At 71.4% G+C, this 19,748-nt stretch carries 21 protein-coding genes and 1 pseudogene; 15 read left to right on the top strand and 7 right to left on the bottom strand.

All coding sequences use genetic code 11. From position 1 onward, the window contains the following. The first annotated feature begins 26 nt into the window (after positions 1 to 26). The 3 genes from ACIQI8_RS11015 (at position 27) to ACIQI8_RS11005 (ending at position 2,146) form a co-directional block, all read left to right on the top strand. Positions 27 to 965: a PAC2 family protein gene (locus ACIQI8_RS11015; protein WP_401727263.1), complete on the top strand. Its 939-nt coding sequence runs from the start codon at positions 27 to 29 to the stop codon at positions 963 to 965. Between the two features lie 120 nt (positions 966 to 1,085). After that, on the top strand, positions 1,086 to 1,715 hold the full coding sequence (gene coaE, locus ACIQI8_RS11010; RefSeq protein ID WP_402347324.1) for a dephospho-CoA kinase: 630 nt from the start codon (positions 1,086 to 1,088) through the stop codon (positions 1,713 to 1,715). A gap of 50 nt (positions 1,716 to 1,765) precedes the next feature. Further along, positions 1,766 to 2,146 carry a tetratricopeptide repeat protein gene (locus ACIQI8_RS11005; protein WP_402347321.1) on the top strand — a complete coding sequence of 127 codons (381 nt, stop codon included), beginning with the start codon at positions 1,766 to 1,768 and terminating at the stop codon, positions 2,144 to 2,146. A gap of 53 nt (positions 2,147 to 2,199) precedes the next feature. Here the strand turns inward: ACIQI8_RS11005 and ACIQI8_RS11000 are convergent, their stop codons facing one another. Next, positions 2,200 to 2,466: a DUF6343 family protein gene (locus tag ACIQI8_RS11000; RefSeq protein ID WP_402347318.1), complete on the bottom strand. Its 267-nt coding sequence runs from the start codon at positions 2,464 to 2,466 to the stop codon at positions 2,200 to 2,202. A 125-nt stretch (positions 2,467 to 2,591) separates the two neighbouring features. On the opposite strand from ACIQI8_RS11000, the gene ACIQI8_RS10995 reads away from it, so the two are divergent. Together ACIQI8_RS10995 and ACIQI8_RS10990 are read left to right on the top strand one after the other, a co-directional pair. Next, positions 2,592 to 3,539, top strand: coding sequence for an acyltransferase domain-containing protein (locus ACIQI8_RS10995; RefSeq protein ID WP_402347315.1), 948 nt, complete (start codon positions 2,592 to 2,594; stop codon positions 3,537 to 3,539). 66 nt (positions 3,540 to 3,605) lie between these two features. Then, entirely contained in the window at positions 3,606 to 4,061 is a 456-nt protein-coding gene (locus ACIQI8_RS10990; protein WP_402347312.1) for a DoxX family protein, read from the top strand. Between the two features lie 82 nt (positions 4,062 to 4,143). On the opposite strand, the gene ACIQI8_RS10985 is transcribed toward ACIQI8_RS10990, so the two are convergent. Further along, on the bottom strand, positions 4,144 to 4,782 hold the full coding sequence (locus ACIQI8_RS10985; RefSeq protein WP_402347310.1) for an RNA-binding S4 domain-containing protein: 639 nt from the start codon (positions 4,780 to 4,782) through the stop codon (positions 4,144 to 4,146). A 165-nt stretch (positions 4,783 to 4,947) separates the two neighbouring features. Here ACIQI8_RS10985 and ACIQI8_RS10980 point away from each other — a divergent pair. Next, a pseudogene (locus tag ACIQI8_RS10980) lies at positions 4,948 to 5,241 on the top strand (YfcC family protein); the annotation flags it as partial. 24 nt (positions 5,242 to 5,265) lie between these two features. Next, the gene (locus tag ACIQI8_RS10975) at positions 5,266 to 5,997 is read left to right on the top strand and encodes a uracil-DNA glycosylase (RefSeq protein WP_402347307.1); all 732 of its coding nucleotides are present in this window, start codon (positions 5,266 to 5,268) and stop codon (positions 5,995 to 5,997) included. A 56-nt stretch (positions 5,998 to 6,053) separates the two neighbouring features. Here ACIQI8_RS10975 and ACIQI8_RS10970 read toward each other — a convergent pair whose 3' ends face one another. Further along, positions 6,054 to 6,713 (bottom strand): GntR family transcriptional regulator, encoded by a 660-nt coding sequence (locus tag ACIQI8_RS10970; RefSeq protein ID WP_402350357.1) that lies wholly within the window; start codon positions 6,711 to 6,713, stop codon positions 6,054 to 6,056. A 194-nt stretch (positions 6,714 to 6,907) separates the two neighbouring features. Between ACIQI8_RS10970 and ACIQI8_RS10965 the strand changes: the two genes are divergently transcribed. The 4 genes from ACIQI8_RS10965 (at position 6,908) to ACIQI8_RS10950 (ending at position 11,276) form a co-directional block, all read left to right on the top strand. Continuing rightward, positions 6,908 to 8,383 carry an NCS1 family nucleobase:cation symporter-1 gene (locus tag ACIQI8_RS10965; RefSeq protein WP_402347304.1) on the top strand — a complete coding sequence of 492 codons (1,476 nt, stop codon included), beginning with the start codon at positions 6,908 to 6,910 and terminating at the stop codon, positions 8,381 to 8,383. A gap of 5 nt (positions 8,384 to 8,388) precedes the next feature. Beyond that, positions 8,389 to 9,102, top strand: coding sequence for an aspartate/glutamate racemase family protein (locus ACIQI8_RS10960; RefSeq protein WP_402347301.1), 714 nt, complete (start codon positions 8,389 to 8,391; stop codon positions 9,100 to 9,102). A 33-nt stretch (positions 9,103 to 9,135) separates the two neighbouring features. Beyond that, complete coding sequence (locus ACIQI8_RS10955) at positions 9,136 to 10,158, top strand: MBL fold metallo-hydrolase (RefSeq protein ID WP_402347298.1); 1,023 nt, start codon at positions 9,136 to 9,138, stop codon at positions 10,156 to 10,158. Between the two features lie 161 nt (positions 10,159 to 10,319). Further along, complete coding sequence (locus ACIQI8_RS10950; RefSeq protein ID WP_402350354.1) at positions 10,320 to 11,276, top strand: glycoside hydrolase family 6 protein; 957 nt, start codon at positions 10,320 to 10,322, stop codon at positions 11,274 to 11,276. Positions 11,277 to 11,294: 18 nt separating this feature from the next. Here the strand turns inward: ACIQI8_RS10950 and ACIQI8_RS10945 are convergent, their stop codons facing one another. Further along, positions 11,295 to 11,759: a GNAT family N-acetyltransferase gene (locus ACIQI8_RS10945; RefSeq protein ID WP_402347295.1), complete on the bottom strand. Its 465-nt coding sequence runs from the start codon at positions 11,757 to 11,759 to the stop codon at positions 11,295 to 11,297. A gap of 118 nt (positions 11,760 to 11,877) precedes the next feature. On the opposite strand from ACIQI8_RS10945, the gene ACIQI8_RS10940 reads away from it, so the two are divergent. From ACIQI8_RS10940 to ACIQI8_RS10930, 3 genes are all read left to right on the top strand, one after another. Then, the gene (locus ACIQI8_RS10940) at positions 11,878 to 12,696 is read left to right on the top strand and encodes a nucleotidyltransferase domain-containing protein (protein ID WP_402347292.1); all 819 of its coding nucleotides are present in this window, start codon (positions 11,878 to 11,880) and stop codon (positions 12,694 to 12,696) included. Between the two features lie 48 nt (positions 12,697 to 12,744). Then, a complete protein-coding gene (locus tag ACIQI8_RS10935) occupies positions 12,745 to 13,476 on the top strand; it encodes a hypothetical protein (protein WP_402347289.1) in 732 nt (243 codons plus the stop codon). 460 nt (positions 13,477 to 13,936) lie between these two features. Then, positions 13,937 to 15,799, top strand: a complete 1,863-nt coding sequence (locus ACIQI8_RS10930; RefSeq protein ID WP_402347286.1) for an FUSC family protein — start codon at positions 13,937 to 13,939, stop codon at positions 15,797 to 15,799. Between the two features lie 71 nt (positions 15,800 to 15,870). Here ACIQI8_RS10930 and ACIQI8_RS10925 read toward each other — a convergent pair whose 3' ends face one another. Further along, the gene (locus ACIQI8_RS10925; RefSeq protein WP_402347283.1) at positions 15,871 to 16,527 is read right to left on the bottom strand and encodes a response regulator; all 657 of its coding nucleotides are present in this window, start codon (positions 16,525 to 16,527) and stop codon (positions 15,871 to 15,873) included. A 23-nt stretch (positions 16,528 to 16,550) separates the two neighbouring features. Beyond that, positions 16,551 to 17,831 carry a sensor histidine kinase gene (locus ACIQI8_RS10920; protein ID WP_402347280.1) on the bottom strand — a complete coding sequence of 427 codons (1,281 nt, stop codon included), beginning with the start codon at positions 17,829 to 17,831 and terminating at the stop codon, positions 16,551 to 16,553. Positions 17,832 to 17,997: 166 nt separating this feature from the next. Here ACIQI8_RS10920 and ACIQI8_RS10915 point away from each other — a divergent pair, with 166 nt between their 5' ends. Then, on the top strand, positions 17,998 to 18,801 hold the full coding sequence (locus tag ACIQI8_RS10915; RefSeq protein ID WP_402347277.1) for a class I SAM-dependent methyltransferase: 804 nt from the start codon (positions 17,998 to 18,000) through the stop codon (positions 18,799 to 18,801). Here ACIQI8_RS10915 and ACIQI8_RS10910 read toward each other — a convergent pair. Next, on the bottom strand, positions 18,771 to 19,721 hold the full coding sequence (locus tag ACIQI8_RS10910) for an endonuclease/exonuclease/phosphatase family protein (protein WP_402347274.1): 951 nt from the start codon (positions 19,719 to 19,721) through the stop codon (positions 18,771 to 18,773). The genes ACIQI8_RS10915 and ACIQI8_RS10910 overlap by 31 nt on opposite strands. Between the last annotated feature and the right edge of the window lie 27 nt (positions 19,722 to 19,748).

Here is a 19,748-nt window from a genome sequence, read left to right as displayed (position 1 = left end):
GTACGAACACGAGGAGGAGCGTCACTGTGCTTGATCCGCAGGGTTTGTACGCATGGGAGCCGAAAGGCCTGGCTGTCGTCGACATGGCGCTCGCGCAGGAGTCGGCCGGTCTTGTCATGCTCTACCACTTCGACGGATACATCGACGCGGGCGAGACCGGCGACCAGATCGTCGATCGGGTCCTCGACTCGCTGCCCCACCAGGTCGTGGCCAGATTCGACCATGACAGGCTCGTGGACTACCGCGCCCGCCGCCCGCTGCTGACCTTCAAGCGGGACCAGTGGACCGACTACGACGAGCCCACCATCGACGTCCGGCTGGTCCAGGACACCACCGGAGCGCCCTTCCTGCTGCTGTCGGGCCCGGAGCCGGACGTGGAGTGGGAGCGCTTCGCGAAGGCCGTCGAGCAGATCGTGGAGCGGCTGGGCGTCCGCCTGGCGGTGAACTTCCACGGCATTCCCATGGGCGTACCGCACACCCGCCCCGTGGGCCTGACCCCGCACGGCAACCGCACGGACCTCGTCCCGGGCCACCGCAGCCCCTTCGACGAGGCGCAGGTCCCCGGCAGCGCCGAGTCCCTCGTCGAGTACCGCCTCATGGAGGCCGGACACGACGTCCTGGGCGTCGCCGCGCACGTGCCGCACTACATCGCCAGGTCCCCCTACCCGGACGCGGCCCTGACCGCCCTGGAGGCCATCACGGCCGCCACCGGGCTGGTCCTGCCCACTCTCGCCCATGGCCTGCGCACGGACGCGCACCGCACGCAGACGGAGATCGACCGGCAGATCCAGGAGGGCGACGAGGAGCTCACGGCCCTCGTCACGGGCCTGGAGAACCAGTACGACGCGGTCGCGGGCGCCGAGAGCCGGGGCAACATGCTCGCCGAGCCGGTGGACATCCCGTCCGCCGACGAGATCGGGCTCGAATTCGAACGGTTCCTCGCGGAGCGCGAGGGCGACAACTAGCGGGTCGGTCGGGCGGGGGGGGGGGGGGGGGGGGCGGCGCCGCGGGGGGGCGGGGGGGGGGGGGGGGGGCGCCCCCCCCCGCCCGCATGATCCGCCTGACAAGGCCCTAAGCTGCCGCTCATGCTGACGGTGGGACTGACCGGTGGTATCGGCGCCGGCAAGAGTGAGGTGTCACGGCTGCTCGTCGCGTGCGGGGCCGTGCTGATCGACGCGGACCGCATCGCGCGCGAGGTCGTGGCGCCGGGTACGCCCGGTCTCGCGGCGGTCGTGGACGCCTTCGGCGCGGACGTGCTCGCCGCGGACGGCAGTCTCGATCGCCCCAAGCTGGGCTCGATCGTCTTCTCCGACCCGGCGAAGCTCGCCGTCCTCAACTCGATCGTGCATCCGCTCGTGGGTGCCCGCTCCCATGAACTCGAAGAGGCCGCCCCCGACGACGCGGTCGTCGTCCACGACGTGCCCCTTCTCGCCGAGAACGGCCTCGCTCCCCGCTACGACGTCGTGATCGTCGTCGACGCCAGTCCCGAGACCCAGCTCGACCGGCTCGTGCGGCTGCGCGGCATGACCGAGGAGGACGCCCGCGCGCGGATGGCCGCCCAGGCGACGCGGGAGCAGCGCCGGGCGATCGCGGACGTCGTCATCGACAACGACGTACCGCTGGCGGATCTGGAGCGCCGGGTGAAGGACGTGTGGGCGGAGCTGACACGTGGGGCGCACGGGACGGAGCGGGCGGAGCGGGCGTCCGAGGAATAGCGGCTCGCTGTCGGGGCGTTGAACTGCTTGAGACAGGGAAGGACTGTGCCGTGCCCGAGATCAGCGGTTCGACCGGACGTACTCCGGAGACGCATGTCATCGACTTCCGTGCCGCCGAGCAACTGCTCAACGCGCGGGACCCGCGGGGCGCGGTGAGGCTGCTCGACTCGGTCATCGCCGCACACCCGGAGAACACCGCCGCCCGGCTGCTGCGCGCGCGTGCCTTCTTCGCCGCCGCGCAACTGCGGCCCGCCGAGCTGGAGTTCACGATCGTCCTGGAGCGCGAGCCGGACAACGCGTACGCGCACTTCGCGCTGGCCCGCACCTACGAGCGCCGGGGCCTGTCCGATCTGGCCAAGCGGCACTTCCGGCTGGCCGCCGCGCTGGACCCCAACCCGCAGTACCTGCGGCACGCCGACTTCGAGTCCTGACGCGGAGCGTTTCCTGGAGCCGTTCCGGACGGCTTTCCGTACGCCTTCCCGGGCTACCGCCGGCGGTTCTCCGGCGGCCGGTACGGAGGGATGTCCGGGCCCGGCTGATAGTGCGGGCCCTGCCTGATGTGCCGCAGGACGAACGCCAGGTCGACGGTGATCACCAGCCACAGCACCCCGCAGGCGAGCGCCCACCCGGGACGGCCGGCGAGGGCGAAGGCGACCGTGCCGAAGACCGTCCAGACCAGTCCCCACACGGTCAGCCAGAAGCGGGCCCGCAGGGCACTGCGCGCGGTCGTCGGTTCACTGCCTGTACGCATCGCTGATCACCGTTCCTCTCTGCAACGTACTCTTCGGTGCGGAGGTCCACCACAACGGGTCCATAAGGGTCCATGCGGGTCCATAAGGGTCTGCACGGGTCCATGACGTGCAGGGGGTTCATCACGTGCTTCCGGTAGCCGAGGAACTGGCCGAGACGCTCTTCGACCTGGCGGTACCCCACGAGGACATCAACGAACTCGTCCAGATCGGCAGGCGAGTGACCGACGACCCGGAACTGCTGCGGTTCCTGGAGGCGTCGGTCGACGAACTGGTCCGCGGGATGGGGGAGATCGGCACCGCGGTCGACCTGCCCGAGCTCGACTGGCCGTCGGGGGACCTGCAGCGCTGCTTCCCGGTGTTCGTGTTCGTGGCAGCCCTGCCGTACACGCGGGCGTACCACCGCGCCCGGGGCGTGCCGGACGAGGTGTCCCGGCGCACCCTCGCCGACCTCGGGCGGAACATGGTGGTGCACCGCAGGCGGTACGGGAAGCTGGGCGTGCAGGCCCCCTGGTGGCTGACCCATCACTTCCGGGGCGAGCTGTACCAGCTGGGCCGGCTGCAGTTCGAGCGGGCCCGGCTCGGGGAGCGCACCGCGCGGGCGGTCGCGGCGGCCGGGCTGGACGCGACGGCCGGCACGGCCTGTCTCAACCTCCACATCCCCGACTTCTTCGGCCCGCTGTCACCGGCCGCCTGCGACCGTTCGCTGGCGCTGGCCCGGGAGTTCTTCGCGCGGCACTATCCCGAGGAGAAGTACCGGGCCGGGCTCTGCCATTCCTGGCTGCTGGACCCGCAGTTGAGGGACTACCTGCCCGAGTACTCCAACATCGTCCGCTTCCAGGACCGCTTCCGGCTCGCCCGTGCCGACGTGGAACCGTCCGACTCCGAACCGGTCCAGTTCGTGTTCGGGGACCCGGAGTTGGCGGTCGAGAACCTGCCCCGGCGGACGGCCGTGGAGCGGGCCGTCGGGGACCATCTGCGGGCGGGCGGCCACTGGTACATCGGGCACGGGTGGTTTCCGCTCCAGTCCGATCCGGTCCGATCGGGTCCGACAACGTTCCGCGGTCCGCGATGAGTTACGGGGCGAGGCCCGGTCTACCTCTGTGAAAGCGACAGGAACCGCTCATCACAGGAGACCACGATGTCCCAGACCACCGCCCCCGTCACCGCCGCCGCTCGCCGTCCCGTCATCGCCGAGTCCGAGACCACGCGCGGCCGTCGGGCCCGGATCGCCCTGCGCACCCTGCAGGTGGTGCTCGCCCTCTTCTACGTCGTCGCCAGCGCCCTGCCGAAGCTGATCGCGAACTCCGCGGCCGTCGACTCCTTCGACAGGATCGGCTGGGGCAGCACGGGCATGTACGTCATCGGCGCGCTCGAACTGGCCGGTGGCATCGCGCTGTTGATCCCGGTGCTGCAGTCTGTGGCGGCCGTCGCGCTGAGCGCCCTGATGGTCGGCGCGTTCGTCGTCCAGCTCACCGTCTTCAACGGCGAGAACGCGGCGACCCCGATCATCCTGATCGTCCCCCTGGTCCTCATCGCCTGGGCCCGGCGCCGGCACAACGCGGATCTGCTGCGACTGGTGGGACTGCGGGCGTGACCCGACGAAGACGGCGGCGTCCGGCCCGGGCCTGCTCGGCCCGCCGGACGCCACCGACCCATGTCACGGCACGGCCGTCACGTCACCGCTCCTGAGGTCCCTGATCCCGTGGCCCGTCACCCTCCGACCGGGTGGTGCGGGCTGCCGTGGCCGAGTCCATGAGGCCGCGCAGGCGTTCCATCTCGCGGCGGTCGCGCTTGGTGGGGCGGCCCGTGCCGCGGTCGCGGATGCCGGCCGGGGCGCCGACGAACTGGCGCGGCGGCGGGGGCGGGGAGTTGTCGACGTAGCACTGGGCCGCGACCGGGGCGCCGACCCGCTTGCGGATCAGGCGCTTGACGATCACGACCCGCTCCCAGCCCTCCTGCCGCACCCGCACCTCGTCGCCGACCCGGACGGTGTGCGACGGCTTCACGTTCTGGCCGTTCACCCGCACATGCCCGCCCTTGCAGGCGCTCGCGCCGAGCGAGCGGGTCTTGGCCAGGCGTACGGACCAGATCCAGCTGTCGATGCGCACGGACACGCCGTCCGAGGGCCCGGCCGCCTCGGCGGCGGCGATCGCGGCGGCCACCTTCGGGTCGACGACGGCCGTCTGCGCGCTCGCGGCCTTTCGGTCGACGATCGTGCCGTCCGCGTCGGCCGCCTCCGGGTCCGTGTCCGACCCGTCCGCCCCGGCCACGGCGGCGGCCTGCCCGTCCTTCTCCACCTCTGCTTCCGAAGCCATGCCGTCGACCTTAGTACGCGGGTGTGACGTCGTGATCCGTCTCCGGAACGCCGGTCAGGTCACGGGTGGGAGGGTCGTGGCGGAAGGAGCCGATCCGCGTCGCGACGACCGTGCGGTGCGGAGCTCTTGGACGAGGGCGGTCGCAGGGCCGGGCTCTGTCGTGCCGACCTCCCGCTGGCCTTCCTGATCCCCTCCACCTCCGGCCACGCCACCCTCGCCATGCCGATCCTCGCCCCGCTCGCCGACTTCGCCGGTGTCTCCCGCGCCCTCGTCGTCACCGCCTGGCAGGCGGCCAGCGGCTGGATGAACCTGTGGGTGCCGACGACGGCGGTGACGATCGGTGGCGTGGCCCTCGCCAAGATCGGATACGACAGGTACCTGCGGTTCGTATGGCCGTTGCTGGCGATCCTGTTCCTCCTGATCTGCGGATTCGTGGCGCTCGGGGCGGCGTGGACGTAGCGCGGAGGGTCTTACGGTGGTGACGTGGACCCTCTCGCCGAACTCGACCTGCGCATCTCGGACTGCCGTGCCTGCCCCCGGCTGGTCGACTGGCGCGAGGAGGTGGCCCGCGTCAAGCGCGCCGCCTTCGCCGACTGGACGTACTGGGGCCGGCCGGTACCGGGCTTCGGCCCGCCGGACGCCCGGCTGCTGATCATCGGCCTCGCCCCGGCCGCGCACGGCGGCAACCGCACGGGCCGGATGTTCACCGGCGACCGGTCCGGGGACGTGCTCTACCAGGCCCTGTATGACGTGGGGTTGGCGAACCAGCCGACGGCGGTCTCGGCGGACGACGGCCTGGCCCTGCACGGCGTGCGCATCACGTCCCCCGTGCACTGCGCGCCACCCGAGAACAAGCCCACCCCGGGGGAGCGGGACACCTGCCGCCCTTGGCTGGTCGATGAACTCCGTTTGCTGCGACCGACGTTGCGCGCGGTGGTCGTGCTCGGCGCCTTCGGGTGGCAGGCGTCCTTGCCGGCGTTCGCGGGGGCGGGTTGGACGGTTCCTCGGCCGCGCCCGGTCTTCGGGCACGGCACGCGCGTGCGGCTCGACGGGGTGGATGGGGGCGACGGGACTGACGGGGGCGACGGGATTGACCTGTTCGGCTGCTTCCACGTCAGCCAACGGAACACGTTCACGGGGAAGTTGACGCCGGAGATGCTGCGGGACGTGCTGCGCACGGCGGGTTCGGCCGCCGGCCTGACGGTTCGGGATTAGGGCCTAGGGATTAGGGCCTAGGGCCTGGGTCGCCCGGGTCGTGCGGTGCCTCCTCGTCAGGTGTCCGCCTCCGCGTCCCCGAACAGATGCCGCACTGTGGAGCGGTAGTTGGCCTGTACGTGTTCCAGGGCGTGGGCGCGGGCCCGGTCCGGGTTGCCGGAGGCGATCGCCTCGTACAACTCCTGGTGTTCGGTGAGGAGTTGGGGCCACTCCTCGTTCTGGCGGGTGAGCCAGCGCAGGCGGCCGTCGACCGGTTCCATGACCGAGATCAGGAGGCTGTTGCCGGCGAGGGCGAGGATGCGGTCGTGGAAGCGGGTGTTGACGTCCGTGATGGTCTCGCCGTCGCCGGCCTCGGTCGCCGTGGCCGCCTGGGTGAGCAGCTCGCGCAGCTCCGTCAGTGCCTCAGGGGTGGCCCGTTGGGCGGCGAGGCCCGCCGCGTAGACCTCCAGCGCCTCGCGCAGTTCGAAGAGTTCCTTGACGTCGGTGGGCGTGAGGCGGCGTACGACCGTACGGCGGGCGGACTCGAAGAGGACGAAGCCCTCGGCGACCAGGACCCGGATCGCCTCCCGGACCGGCACCCGGGAGACGCCGAACCGCTCGGCCAGCTCCCGCTCGACCAGCCGGTCCCCGGCCCGCAGCCGGCCCGCGATGATGTCCTGCCGCAGCGTGGCCAGGACCCGCTCGCGCACCGCACCGAGGGGTTCGATCTTCGTCATGGCGCCCATGGCCCCATCTTCGCTGACGTGCGGGTGTTCCCGCGGCGGCGGGTGAGGGTGCATTTACGGAGACGTAACGGGACGGACATCGGTCGGAACGCTTGACGGCGGGACCATGTCGGCAGTTTGGTATACCAAACGACCCGGCAAGCAGTCCTCCTTCGTCCCCCAGCCCCGTCGCTCATGGAGGCCCCGTGTCCCTCGCCGACCGCGCCGAAGCCACCGGCGCCCCAGCGTTCGTCCCCGACCCCCGGCTCACCAACGAAGACCTCGCCCCCGCCGGCAAGCGGAACTGGAAGGTCTTCGACCTCTTCGCCATGTGGATGTCCGACGTCCACAACCTCGGCAACTACACCTTCGCCGCCGGCCTGCTGGTCCTCGGCATGAACGTCTGGCAGGTCTTCACCTCCCTGCTCGTCGGCTTCGTGCTCATCTACGTCGGCATGAACTGGATGGGGCGGATCGGGCAGGCGCACGGCGTCCCGTTCCCGGTCGTCAGCCGCATCAGCTTCGGCGTCTGGGGCGCCAACATCCCGGCCCTGATCCGGGCCGTGATCGCCATCATGTGGTACGGCATCCAGACCTACCTGGCCTCGGTCGCCGTCAACGTGATGCTGCTGGCCGCCTGGCCGGGCCTGGAATCCTGGACTCACCACTCCTTCCTGGGACTTGACGCCCTCGGCTGGATCTCCTTCGTGTCGCTGTGGCTGATCCAGGCGGTGATCATCAGCCAGGGCATGGAGTCGGTACGGAAGTTCCAGGACTTCTGCGGTCCCGCGATCTGGCTGGTGATGATCGCGCTGGCGGTGTGGGTGCTGTCGAAGGCCGGCTGGAGTCTCTCGCTCACCTCCACCCCGCACCCGGTATCCGTCGGCGAGCAGTGGCGCCAGTGGTTCGGCGCGATCGGCTTGATCCTCGCGACGTACGGCACGCTGATGCTCAACTTCTGCGACTTCTCCCGCTTCGCGCCGGACTACAGGACCGTCCGCCGCGGCAACTTCTGGGGCCTGCCCATCAACTCCACCGCGTTCGTGGTCGTTTCGGTGATCGTCACGGCCGGCTCGCTGGAGGTCTGGGGCCAGGCCATCACCGACCCGGCGGAGTTGGTCGCCAAGGTGGGCAACACCTGGGTGATGGTGCTGGGCGCGCTGACGTTCGCCGTCGCCACCATGGGCGTCAACATCGTCGCCAACTTCGTCTCACCGGCGTACGACCTCGCCAACGTCTGGCCACAGAAGATCACCTTCAGGATCGGCGGCATGATCAGCACGGTGGCCGCGCTGGTCGTGACGCCGTGGAACCTCTTCTCCAACCCCACGGTCGTCAACTACTTCCTCGGCGGCCTCGGCGCCTTCCTGGGCCCGCTGTTCGGCGTGATCATGGTCGACTACTACTGGGTCAAGCGCGGCCGGGTGAACGTCGACGAACTCTTCGACGCCCGCCCCGGTTCCCGCTACTACTACCGGAACGGCGTCAACCCCAAGGCGCTGGCGGCCTTCCTGCCGTCGGCGGCGGTCGCGGCGGTGCTCGCGCTGGTGAAGACGTTCAGCGATGTGGCCCCGTACTCCTGGTTCATCGGCACGGCACTGGGGGCGGGCCTGTACCTGCTGATCTGCCGCAGCGAGCGCGCCGAGCGCGGCGCCGAACCGGCCGTCGAGGTGGGGGTCTGAGCGGAGTGCGGATCGTCGTCACCAACTGCAACACCACGCAGGAGATGACCGAGGAGATCGTACGAGGTGCCCGGGCCGCCGCAGGCCCGGGCACCTCCGTGACCGGTCTGACCCCCACCTGGGGCCCGGAGTCGGCGGAGGGCTGGCTCGACAGCTACCTCTCGGCGGCGGCCGTCATGGACCTGCTGCGCACATACGAAGGCCCCGCCTACGACGCCGTCGTGCTGGCCGGCTTCGGGGAGCACGGGCGGGAAGGCGTACGGGAGTTGGTGGACGTACCCGTGGTCGACATCACGGAGGCGGCGGCCCACCTGGCGTGTCTGCTGGGGCGGCGCTACGGCGTGGTCACCACCCTTGAGCGGTCCTGCGGCCAGATCGAGGACAGCCTGGAGCTGGCCGGCGTGGGCCGCAACTGCGCCGCCGTCGTCGGCACGGGGCTCGGCGTCCTTGACCTGGGCGACCCTGACCGCACGGAGGAGGCGTTCGTGGCGGCGGCGGAGCGGGTGCGGGCGGCGGGGGCGGAGGTCCTGGTCCTTGGGTGCGCCGGAATGACCGGGCTGCAGAGGGTGGTTGGGGAGAAACTGGGCCTGCCGGTGGTGGACGGCGTGGGGGCCGCGGTCAAACTCGCCGAGTCGCTGGTGGAGTTGGGGTTGTCGACGAGCCGGGCGGGGGGCTATGCGCGGCCGTTGGTGAAGCGGCGGGTGTGGGGCGGGGGGTGAGGGGACGTAAGGGCCTGCGGTCAGAATGAGGGCATGAACCTTCCTGACGGACTCGTTCCGGTTGCCGAGGGCCTCCATCTGTGGGCGCCGCAGCACGTCGGCACCTGGGGCTTCGCGAACTGTCTGCTGATCACCTCGGGCGAGCAGGCGGCGCTGGTCGACACCCCCTACGACCGGCCGATGACGGAGGCGTTGATCGCGGCGGCCGGTCGGGCGCTGTCCGCCGACGTCACGGCGCGGACGATCGTCAACACCCACGTCAACGGCGACCACACCTTCGGCAACGGCTGCTTCCCCGGCGCCGAGATCATCGCCACCCGGGCCAGCGCGGAGCACCTGTGCCGCGAACCGTCACCCCAGCAGATGCACTTCCTCACCCACGGGACACCGCCCGACGAACCGCTTGGCTGGTACGCGCGCGAGCACTTCGGCCGCTACCGGTACGAGGACGTGGAGACCGTCCCGCCCACCACGACCTTCTCCGGCCGGTACGACCTTCAAGTGGGCGACATCGAGGCCGAGTTGATCGAGGTGGGACCGGCTCACTCGGCCGGTGACCTGATCGTCCACTTCCCGGCCCAACGGGTGGTCTGCGCCGGGGACGTACTGTTCGCCGGCGACCACCCCGTGCACTGGGACGGCCCGTTGTCCGCGATCGTGGCCGCCTGCGAGACGGTCCTCGCCCTCGACCCCGAGGTCGTCGTCCCCGGCCACGGCCCGCTGATGACTCCGCGGGACGTCCGGGCGTACATCGCCTACCTCCGCGAACTCGAAGCACTGGTCCACGCCCACCACGCGGCGGGGGTTGCGGCCGCCGAGGCCGCCGCGGACATCCTCGCGACCGGCTTCCATGACGACCTGGGCCTGCCCGAACGCGTCGTCATCCTTACTGCGGTCGAGTACCGACACCTTGATGCCGACACCTCGGAGCCGAACCTCGTCCAGTTGTCGGCGCAGGCGGCGGCCTGGGCGTATCGGCATCGGGGGCCGGGGAGCGGACTTGCCGATGCTGTGACGGCGTCGGCCGGCGAGCGGCTGCGACCGCCGTCGGGGTGATTTTCCGACGACCTGCCCGGTGAGGCGCCGGGCACTGCGGAGCCGTACCCGCAGACTCCCGTCAGGGCGAGTGAGTCGCGCCGGGGACGGAGAAGCGAGTGTTCAGGAACCTGCCCGCTCGACTGACGGGACCGGGGCCGAGGTCCCGGTCCGTGCCGCGAATGCTGCCGGCCGTGCTGCTGGCCGGCCTGTGCTGCACGGGTGCCTCCCACAGTGCCGCGGAGCCGTCCGCTGACCTGTGGACGGACCCCGACTCCCGCGCGGCCCGGCAGTCCGCCCAGTGGCGAGGGGAGGGCCGGACGGCCGACGCCGCCCTCATGGACCGTATCGCCGACCATCCCCAGGCGGAGTGGCTGAACGGCCCGAACCCCGGCCCGGTGGTCCGCGCCCGCACCACCGCGGCCGAGCGTGCGGGCCGCCTCGCCGTGCTGGTGGCGTACTACATCCCGAACCGCGACTGCGGCCAGTACTCGGGCGGCGGTGCCGCCACGGCGGCCGACTACCGTGCCTGGGCGGATGAGTTCGCGACGGCGCTGGGCGACCGGGGCGCGTACGTGATCGTCGAACCGGACGCGGTGGCGCAGGTGGTGGCGGGCTGCACGCGGGTGGCGGCGACCGAGCGGTACGCGCTGCTCGCCTACGCGGTGGACCGTTTCAAGCGGCAGCCGCACACCCACGTCTACCTCGACGCGGGCAACTCCGCGTGGATCCCGGAGGCCTGGCGCCTGGTCGCCGCGTTGAAGTCGGCGGGCGTGGCCCGGGCCGACGGCGTGGCGCTGAACGTCTCCAACTTCCAGACGAACGCGGCGAGTTCGACGTACGGCGAGTGGCTGTCGAAGGATCTCGGAGGCAAGCACTACGTCATCGACACCAGCCGCAACGGCAACGGCCCGAACGCCGCTGCCACCGGCACGGACGCCTGGTGCAATCCCCCGGGCCGCGCCCTGGGCACTCCACCCACGACCCGCACGGGCAACGCCCTTCTGGACGCCTACCTGTGGATCAAACGTCCGGGCGAGTCCGACGGCACGTGCCGGGGCGGGCCGGCGGCGGGCCAGTGGTGGCCGACGTACGCGCTGGAGCTGGCGCGCAACGCGGCGACGGGGAAGGCCCGTTGAGGCAACCGGGCGCGCGCCCTACGGTCGCCACACGTACCGCACATCCGGCTCCCGCTCCTCGTTCCCGCTGCCGTCCGTGTACTCGACGGCGACGAAGCCGTGCCGCTCGTAGAAGCGGTGGGCGGGCTTGTTGACCTGGAAGGTCCACAGGGCCAGCCCCCGCGGACTGCGCTCCTTGGCCAGCCCGACGAACAGATCCCCGATCCCGCGCCCACGCCAGTCGGGTTCGAGATACAGCTGCGAGAGCTCGTCCCCGTTGACGACCATCACCCCGACGACAGTCCCCCCTGCATCGGCAACCCACGTCTCCCGAAACGGCACCACCACGTCCCGGAAGTGGCCCCGCACGTCGTCCGCGGACCGCGGACTGACGACGGTCGGCAGAGCGGCGGCGAAGGACCGAAGCCAGACGTCGGCGGCGGGACGGGCGTCGGGGGCGGTGGCCCGCCGGAGCACCACTTCGGGATCCGAGTCGCTGCGCATGCGGGCACCCTAGAGGGCGGGTGCTCGGGCCTCACCTCATTTTCACGACGACGACCCTGCCACCGCGTGCACTGATAACGCGTGGCACTGACGGTCGGGCGAGGGGCAGGCTGCTGTCATGGCTGACGTGAGCGGTGACATGAGCAGAGACGACCGGGCTTTCCTCGATACGGTCGCCGATCGCCTGGCCGCCCTTCCCAGCGTCCGTGCCGTGGCCCTCGGCGGCTCTCGTGCGCAGGGCACGCATCGTCCCGACAGTGACTGGGACCTTGCCGTCTACTACCGCGGTGCCCTCGATCCGGAGGATCTTCGTGCCGTGGGGTGGGAGGGGGAGGTCTCCGAAGTCGGCGGGTGGGGAGGCGGGGTCTTCAATGGCGGGGCCTGGCTCACCGTCGACGGGCGGCGGGTCGACGTGCACTATCGCGATCTCGATGTCGTCGAGCACGAGGTGGCGGAGGCGGAGGAGGGGCGGTTCCGGGTGGAGCCGTTGTTGTTTCATCTCGCGGGGATTCCCACTTACCTGATCGTCGCCGAGTTGGCGATCAATCAGGTGCTGCGGGGGGAGGGGGAAGTGCCGCGGCCGGACCGGTATCCGGAGGCGCTGCGGGTCTCCGCTGCCGCGCGCTGGTACGGGACTGCCCGCATCACCCTCGCCTACGCCAAGGCCAATCACGTTCCGAGCGGTCGGCTCACCGAGGTCGTCGGGGCCGTCGCGACGGCCGGCGTGCAGACCGGGCACGGCTTGCTCGCGGCGCGGGGGGAGTGGGTGACCAACGAGAAGCGGTTGTTGGAGCGGGCCGGGCTGCGGGGTCTCGACGGGGTGCTCGGTGGATTGGGATCGGGATGGGGCGCAGAACCGGAGCCTTTGGTCCTGGCCCGGGCGGTCGACGATGCCGAGACGCTTTTCCGGGCCGTCGCCGATTCATTCGGCGAGTGACGGAAAACCTTTCGCCTTACGGGAGTTGACGTTGCTACTTTCCTTCTCGTGGCGAAACTCAATCAGATCATCGCAGTCGAGAAGGGCATCAAGTCCAAGGCCCACCAGGATCTCACCGCTGCCCAGCACGGGTTGCAGAAGCCCGCGTTGCTGGCCGGTATCTCGCGGACGTATCAGTCGAAGGACGAGGAGGGTGAGCAGTTGCCGCCCGAGTCGACCCGGGTGCAGGTGCAGGCCGAAGGGGTGTTGAAGGAGACCGCGGCGACGCTTACGCGGTTGTTCGACGTGACCGCCACCAAGGACTGGGCCAACTGCGAGGCGCGGGCGGATGTGACGGTGGACGGGCGTGTGGTCGTCGCCGATGTGCCCGTGTCGTATCTGTTGTTTCTGGAGAAGCAGCTCGTCGAACTCAACGCCTTTGTGCGGAGGTTGCCCGTTCTCGACGCCTCCGAGTTCTGGGTGCAGGATCCGTCGACCGACGCGTGGAAGACCGAGGCCGTACGGACCCTTCGGACCAAGAAGGTGCCTCGCAACCACGTGAAGGCCGAGGCCACCGAGAAGCATCCCGCGCAGGTCGAGGTGTACTACGAGGACATTCCCGTCGGGTACTGGACGACCGTGAAGTTCTCCGGCGCGCTGCCCGCCCGCCGCGTCAACGAACTCCTCGACCGGGTCGAGAAGTTGCAGCAGGCGGTGAAGTTCGCGCGGGAGGAGGCCAATGGCGTCGAGGTCGTCGATCAGCGGGTCGGGGACTCCGTGTTCGGTTATCTTTTCCAGTAGCCGGAAGTTCAGGGTTCCTGAATTCAAGACTCCCCGGTCCTTGTGACCGGGGTGCGCGAAGAGCGCAAAGCTGATGCTGAAGCTTGTCGTGATGAATCAATCTCAGACTCTCGCTCCAGACTCAGTATTCGCCGTCCATCGCCGTATCCACCGGGCCCAGGCCCCCACGGCGTCGAAATACTGGTTCAAGTCCAGTCCGCGCAGCTCGATGTGCGGTGGTCCAAAGGCAGGACGCGACGACATGATGACTGACCTGGACCCTTGAACGGACCGGCGTGTGAATGTGGGCGGCCTCACAGGGCCCGGGGGCAGGCTACGCCCCCGGGTCCGCCTTCTTTTGCCGTCCGGTGCGGGCGCTTCAGGGTTTCGTTCATAAAGAACTCGCCCTCCCCGCCGATCGTCACATTCCTGAAATGCCGACGTCCCGTTCTCTCCGCTCACGCGTCCTACGGTGAAGAACGTGTCCCGCACCGCGCCCGCCGTACCCCCCTGGCTCGCCCACGCCCTCCGCGCCCAACGCGGCCCCGTCCCCTGGAGCGCCGTCACCCGCGGGGCGTTGTCCGCCGGGCCCCTTCTCCTCGTCGCCGTCCTTCTCGACCGCACCTCCCTCGGTGTCGTCGCCGCCATCGCCGCCATGCTCGCCGGGATCAACGACCGGCCCGGCAGCCGGCGGGCGTCCGTGCGGCGGATCGGGGTGCCGGCGCTCGCGGGGGCCGGCGGGATGCTCGTGGGGACGTATGCGGGAGAGCATGTCGGTGCCGTGGTGCTCACCCTTCTGCTCACCGGCGTCGGGCTGCTCGCCGGTGGTGTCAGCGCAGTTGGGCCCGTCGCCTCCGGCGCCGGTACGCAGTTGCTCGTCGCCTCCGCCATCGGTGCCGGGATGCCCCTGCCCGAGGAAGGGTGGCAGCGCGCCCTCGCCTTCCTCGCCGGTGCCGGGTGGCTGGTGGCGTTGCGGCTGGTGCTGCCCACCCCCGGCGCCACCGCCGGTGACTTCCGCTTCGACGGCGAACGTGACGCCGTCGCGGCCGTGTACGACGCCGTCGCCGAACTCCTCGACGCCGTCGGGACCGATGAAGCCATCGCCCGGCGGGCAGCCCTGACCGCGGCTCTCGATCATGCGCAGGACGCCCTGGCCGGGCCCCGGTTGCGGCGGTACGCCAGTTCCTCGTCCGAGCGGCGGCTGCACGCGCAGTACGCGGCCGCGCTGCCGTTGGCCGAGGCGGCGACCGCGCTCGCGTGGGGCGGGGAGGCCGTGGCCGGACGGGCCTCCGAAGGGCCGCGCCGGCTCGCCACCGCCGTACGGGAAAGCACGCACACGGGGCCGTTGCCCGCGCCGCACCGTTCCGCGCCCGCGCTACGGGCCCTGGACGACGCGCTGTTGCACGCCGCCGAGGCCTTCGACCGGGGGAGGGGCACCGACCTGCACACCCGGCGGCGGTCCGTCCGGGGGCTGTTCAAGGTCGCCTTCGGGGCCGGCGGACGGGAGTACGGACTGCGGGTCGCCCTCTGCTTCGGGGCCAGCGTCGCCGTCGCCCAGGCCCTGCACCACGCCCGCTGGTACGGGCAGCACGAGCACTGGTACTGGCTGCCCGCCACCGCCGTCTTCCTCGTCAAGCCCGACCTCGGGCCGCTCGCCTCCCGGGTGTTGTGCCGGGCCGCCGGGACCGTCCTGGGCGCCCTCCTGTTCGCCGGGCTCGCCCTCGTGCTGCCCCGGCCCGAAGGACTCATCGCGCTGGTCGCCCTCAGCGGTGCCCTCATCCCCGTCGCCACCCGCCACTTCGCCGCCCAGACCGCCGTCGTCACCGTCCTCGTGCTCGCCCTGGTGATGGTCGGTGGGGAACCGCAGGCCTCCGTCGGCCGGATCGGCGAGACGCTGCTGGCCTGCGCCATCGTGCTCGTCGTCGGCCATCTGCCGATGCCGGGGCAGCGGGGCGGGACGGTACGGGCCCGGCTCACCCGGGCCGGCGGCGCCGCGCACGCCTACCTCGACCACGTACTGAGCGGCTCCGACGACCGCGCCGCCCGCTGGACCCTGCGCCGCGAGGCCTACCGCGCCCTCGCCGAGGCCCGCACCGCCATCGCTCTGTCCGCGGCCGAACTCCCCGCCCTGGCCCGGCACTCGGCCGGCGCCGACGAGGTCGTCGCCACCCTCGAACGGCTCGTGGACACCACGACCGCCTGCGCCGTCCACCTCGACGACTCCGGCCACCTGTCGGCCCGGCACAGCGAACAACTCGCGGAACTCCTCGACGAGTTGGAGCGGGAGCAGGAGCGGACGGGGCTACGGGGGCTACGGCCGCCCGCGGTGCCCCTCGCCGGATAGCAATCCTCGCTGCCGGGCAGCCCCGCGACCTGGCCTCCCCGGTCCTTGCCGACCCGGCCCCCTGACCCCCGTCACCGCAACAACCGCCGTTCCTTCGCCACCGCCACCGCGCCCGCCCGTGTCTCCACCCCCAACTTGCCGTAGATCCGCCCGAGATGGGTCTTCACCGTGGCCTCGCTGATGAACAACGCCCGGGCGATCTCGCGGTTGCCGAGGCCGCGGGCGAGCTGGCCGAGGATGTCGTGCTCGCGGTCGGAGAGGGTGGGGCGCGGGCTGCGCATACGGGCCAGGAGGCGGTCCGCGACCGGCGCCGACAGGGCCGTACGGCCCGACGCGGCGCTGTGGATCGCCGCGAAGAGCTCCTCCGGGCGCTCCGCCTTCAGCAGATAGCCCGTGGCGCCCGCCTCGATGGCCCGGGTGATGTCCGCGTCCGTGTCGAACATCGTCAACACCAGGACGCGCGGAGCCGGTTCGGCGGACGTCAGTCTTCTCGTCGCCGTCACTCCGTCCATGCCCTCGCCCAGTTGCAGGTCCATCAGCACCACGTCCGGCCCGAGCCGCGCGGCCAGCGCCAGTGCCTCCTCCCCGCTGCCCGCCTCGCCGACCACCTCGATGCCCTCGGCGCTGGACAGCAGAGCGCGCAGTCCGGCCCGTACGACCGCGTGGTCGTCGCACAGGAGGAGACGGACGGGCTTGTCCGTCGGACCGGCTGCCTCGGAGACGCTCACGGGACGGGCTCCTTCAGGTGTGCTCAAGAGACCTGCTCCTCAAGGACGTTGGCCGCCAAAGGAATCGCCGCCGACACGACTGTCCCCTCACCCGGCGTCGACTCCACCGTCAACGTCCCGCCCGCCTGGCCGGCCCGGATCCGCATCGCCGGCAGGCCATGGCCGCGCGCCCGGTCGGACTCGCCGGTCGGCGTCGCTGCGGTCGTGTCGAAGCCCCGTCCGTTGTCGGCGACGTCCAGGGAGACCTGGTCGTCCAGCCAGGTCAGGGTCAGCGCGGCCCGGGTCGCCGCCGCGTGTTCGCGGACGTTGGCCAACGCGCCCTGGGCGATGCGGAGCAGGGCCGCCTCGGACCGTTCCGGGAGCGAGCCCTGGGTGCCGTCCGGCCGGAACTCCTGGAACTCCCGGAATTCCTGGAACTCCACCGTCAGGCCCGGCCCGCTCTCCCGTTCCGCCAGTGCTGCCAGCGCCCCGGGCAGGGAGTGCTCGGCGAGGTCGGCCGGTGCCAAGTCGTGGACGAGCCTGCGGACTTCGGCGAGGCCGCGCGAGGTGATGCCGGTCGCCTTGCCGAGATGCGCGCGGGCCGCCTCCGGATCCGACTCCCACACCCGCTCCGCGGCCTGCAGCAACATCCGCTGGCTGGACAGGCCTTGGGCGAGCGTGTCGTGGATCTCGGAGGACAGCCGCTGCCGTTCGGCCAGCACGCCCGCCCGCCGTTCGGTGGCGGCGAGGTCGCGCCGGGTGCGGACCAGGTCGTCGATCAGGACCCGTTGGCGTACCGACTGCCGTTGCAGATGGACGAGTACGGCGGTGGCGACCGCGGCGACGGCCGGCGGGGCCACGACCATGTTCGGGTTGAGCGTGCCGTGCGCGACACGGATCTCGGAGGCGACGACCAGCGCGGTGAGGACGGCGGCCAGCGGTACCGCGATCCGTGGCGGCAGCGTGTGCACCCCGACGAACAGCAACGGCATCGCGCACCACGTGGCGCTTGGCGCCACGACCACGAGGACGGCCCACACCGCCGACACCGAGCCGAGCCAGACCAGATGACGCGCGGTCGGTGCCGAACCGGGGCGGGGCGCCGGGGTCAGTGCGCGACCGAGGACGTAGAGGAGGCAGAAGGCGGCGAACAGGGTCACGATCCAACCGGTGTGCGCTCCGCGCCCGTCGCGCATCAGGAAGCGGACGAAGGAGGAGCCGAGCAGCAGGAAGAACGCCGCGTGCACGGTCGCGACCAGCCAGCGCTCGTCCGGATCGATCGGAGCGGTCGGGTCGGTCGGAGCGGTTGCCTCGGAGTGTTCCATCCTCCGTGTCTAACGCGCCCGGCGAGGCGGCGCATCAGCCGATCGGCTGACATCCGGCTCGCCCGAAGGGGCCGCGGACCAGCGACTGTCGGTCGAGCCATGAGCCGTGTCCACGCCCCGAGGCTGGGTGCAGAGCACGCACCGCCACCCCGAAAGGCACCCGCCCATGGCCGCCAGGAACCTCACCGCCAACCGCGCCGCCCTCGGCCACCGTGTCGCCTACGCCCTGCGCCACCCCGACCGGGTGCCCCGCCATCTGGCCCGCGCCGCCCGGGACTTGTGGCTCAGCCACCGTCATCCCGACCACGTCTCCTACTACCGCGCGGTGATGCGCTCCGACACCCGCGCCGACCCCGACAACGCGGTCGGCAGCCGCAACCGCGAACGCTGGCTGGCGCTCGGCGCCCTGCAGTTCGACTACCTCGTCGGCCACGGACTGCGCCCCGAGCACCGCATGCTGGAGATCGGCTGCGGCAACCTGCGCGGCGGCTGGCGCTTCATCCGGCATCTGGAGCCCGGCCACTACTACGGCATCGACATCTCGCCGGACATCCTCGTCGCCGCGCAGGACACGGTCGTCGAGATGGGGCTGCAGAAACGGCTCCCCACCCTGACTCCCGTCCACGACCTCACCCTCGGTTTCCTGCCCGACGCCCACTTCGACGTCGTCCACGCGCACAGCGTCTTCTCGCACTCCCCGCTGCCCGTCATCGAGGAGTGCCTGGCCAATGTGGGGCGAGTGCTGGCGCCGGGGGGCTGGTTCGACTTCACCTTCGACCGTACGGAGGGGGAGGAACACCAGGTCCTGCGGGAGGACTTCTACTACCGCACCGAGACGCTCCTCGCCCTCGCGGCCCAATACGGCCTGACCGCACGCTTCATGGACGACTGGGAGCAACTCCCGCACGGCCAGTCGAAGATCCGCGTCACCGCACCGGATCAGCCCACCCGCACCCACACCGGCGCGTGATCCGACCCGGGCGCACCGCGCCGCTCCGCCGGATCCGGCCCCACCGACGGCAGCCGCAGCGTGCCCTCGCCCGGCACGCCCGTGCCCGCCGCCGTCACCCGGTGGACCAGGCGGTGGCTGACCAGGATGTGGTCGATCAGCTCGCGGCGGCCGGAGTTGATACGGGAGTAGCGCTGGTCGGCGGGGATCAGCGGGGCCACGTCCCACAGCCGTAGCGCGTCGCCCTGGTCGGGGCGGTCGTAGCCCGCCGTGCCGAGCTCCGAGCCGGGCGGGCCGAGCAGGATCTGGGTGGTCGCCGCCTGTACCTCGTCGTTCAGATCGCCCAGTACGGCGACGTCCCGCTCGCGGCCGTCGCCGGACAGGAGTGTGTCGGCGAGGGCGCGCAGGGTGGTGGCCTCGGCGGCGCGGCGGTACAGGGCGTAGGCGCCGTAACGGGCGCGTTCGCCCTCGTCGTGGGGGAAGAAACGGTTCCCCGGGTAGGACAGCAGCTTCGACTTGAGGTGGGCGACGGCCACCCGCAGCGGGCCGGCCTCGCTGACCGTCTCCACCGCGAGAAAGCCCCGGCCCGCCGCCCCGACCTGCGCGCCCGAGTCGTCCTCCTGCACGGGACGCAGTGTCGCCGGGAACGCGTTCGTGTCGGCCAGCACCTCCAGCGGCGTCCGGCTGAGGAAGCCGACCCGGATGCCCCGCCCGTCAGGATGCCGGGAGAGCGCGGTGTGCCAGGTGCCGTCCAGCAGCCCGGTCAGGTCCTCCAGCGCCTCGGGATCGCCGACCTCCTGCACGCCGAGCAGTCCCGGGTCCAGGGCGGTGAGCACGGCGGCGAGGGCGGCGAGCTTCGTGTCGTACGCGGCCTTGTCCTTGGGGCCCGAGGGGCCGCCGGGGCGGTAGAGGTTCTCCAGGTTCCAGGTGCCGAGGAGCATGCCGGGCCTCTTTCCGGAGCCGTCGGG

Source organism: Streptomyces sp. NPDC092369 (assembly GCF_044755245.1).
Lineage (GTDB): Bacteria > Actinomycetota > Actinomycetes > Streptomycetales > Streptomycetaceae > Streptomyces.
Note: the sequence above shows the minus strand (reverse complement) of the source record. Positions and strands in the feature narration are given on the sequence as shown.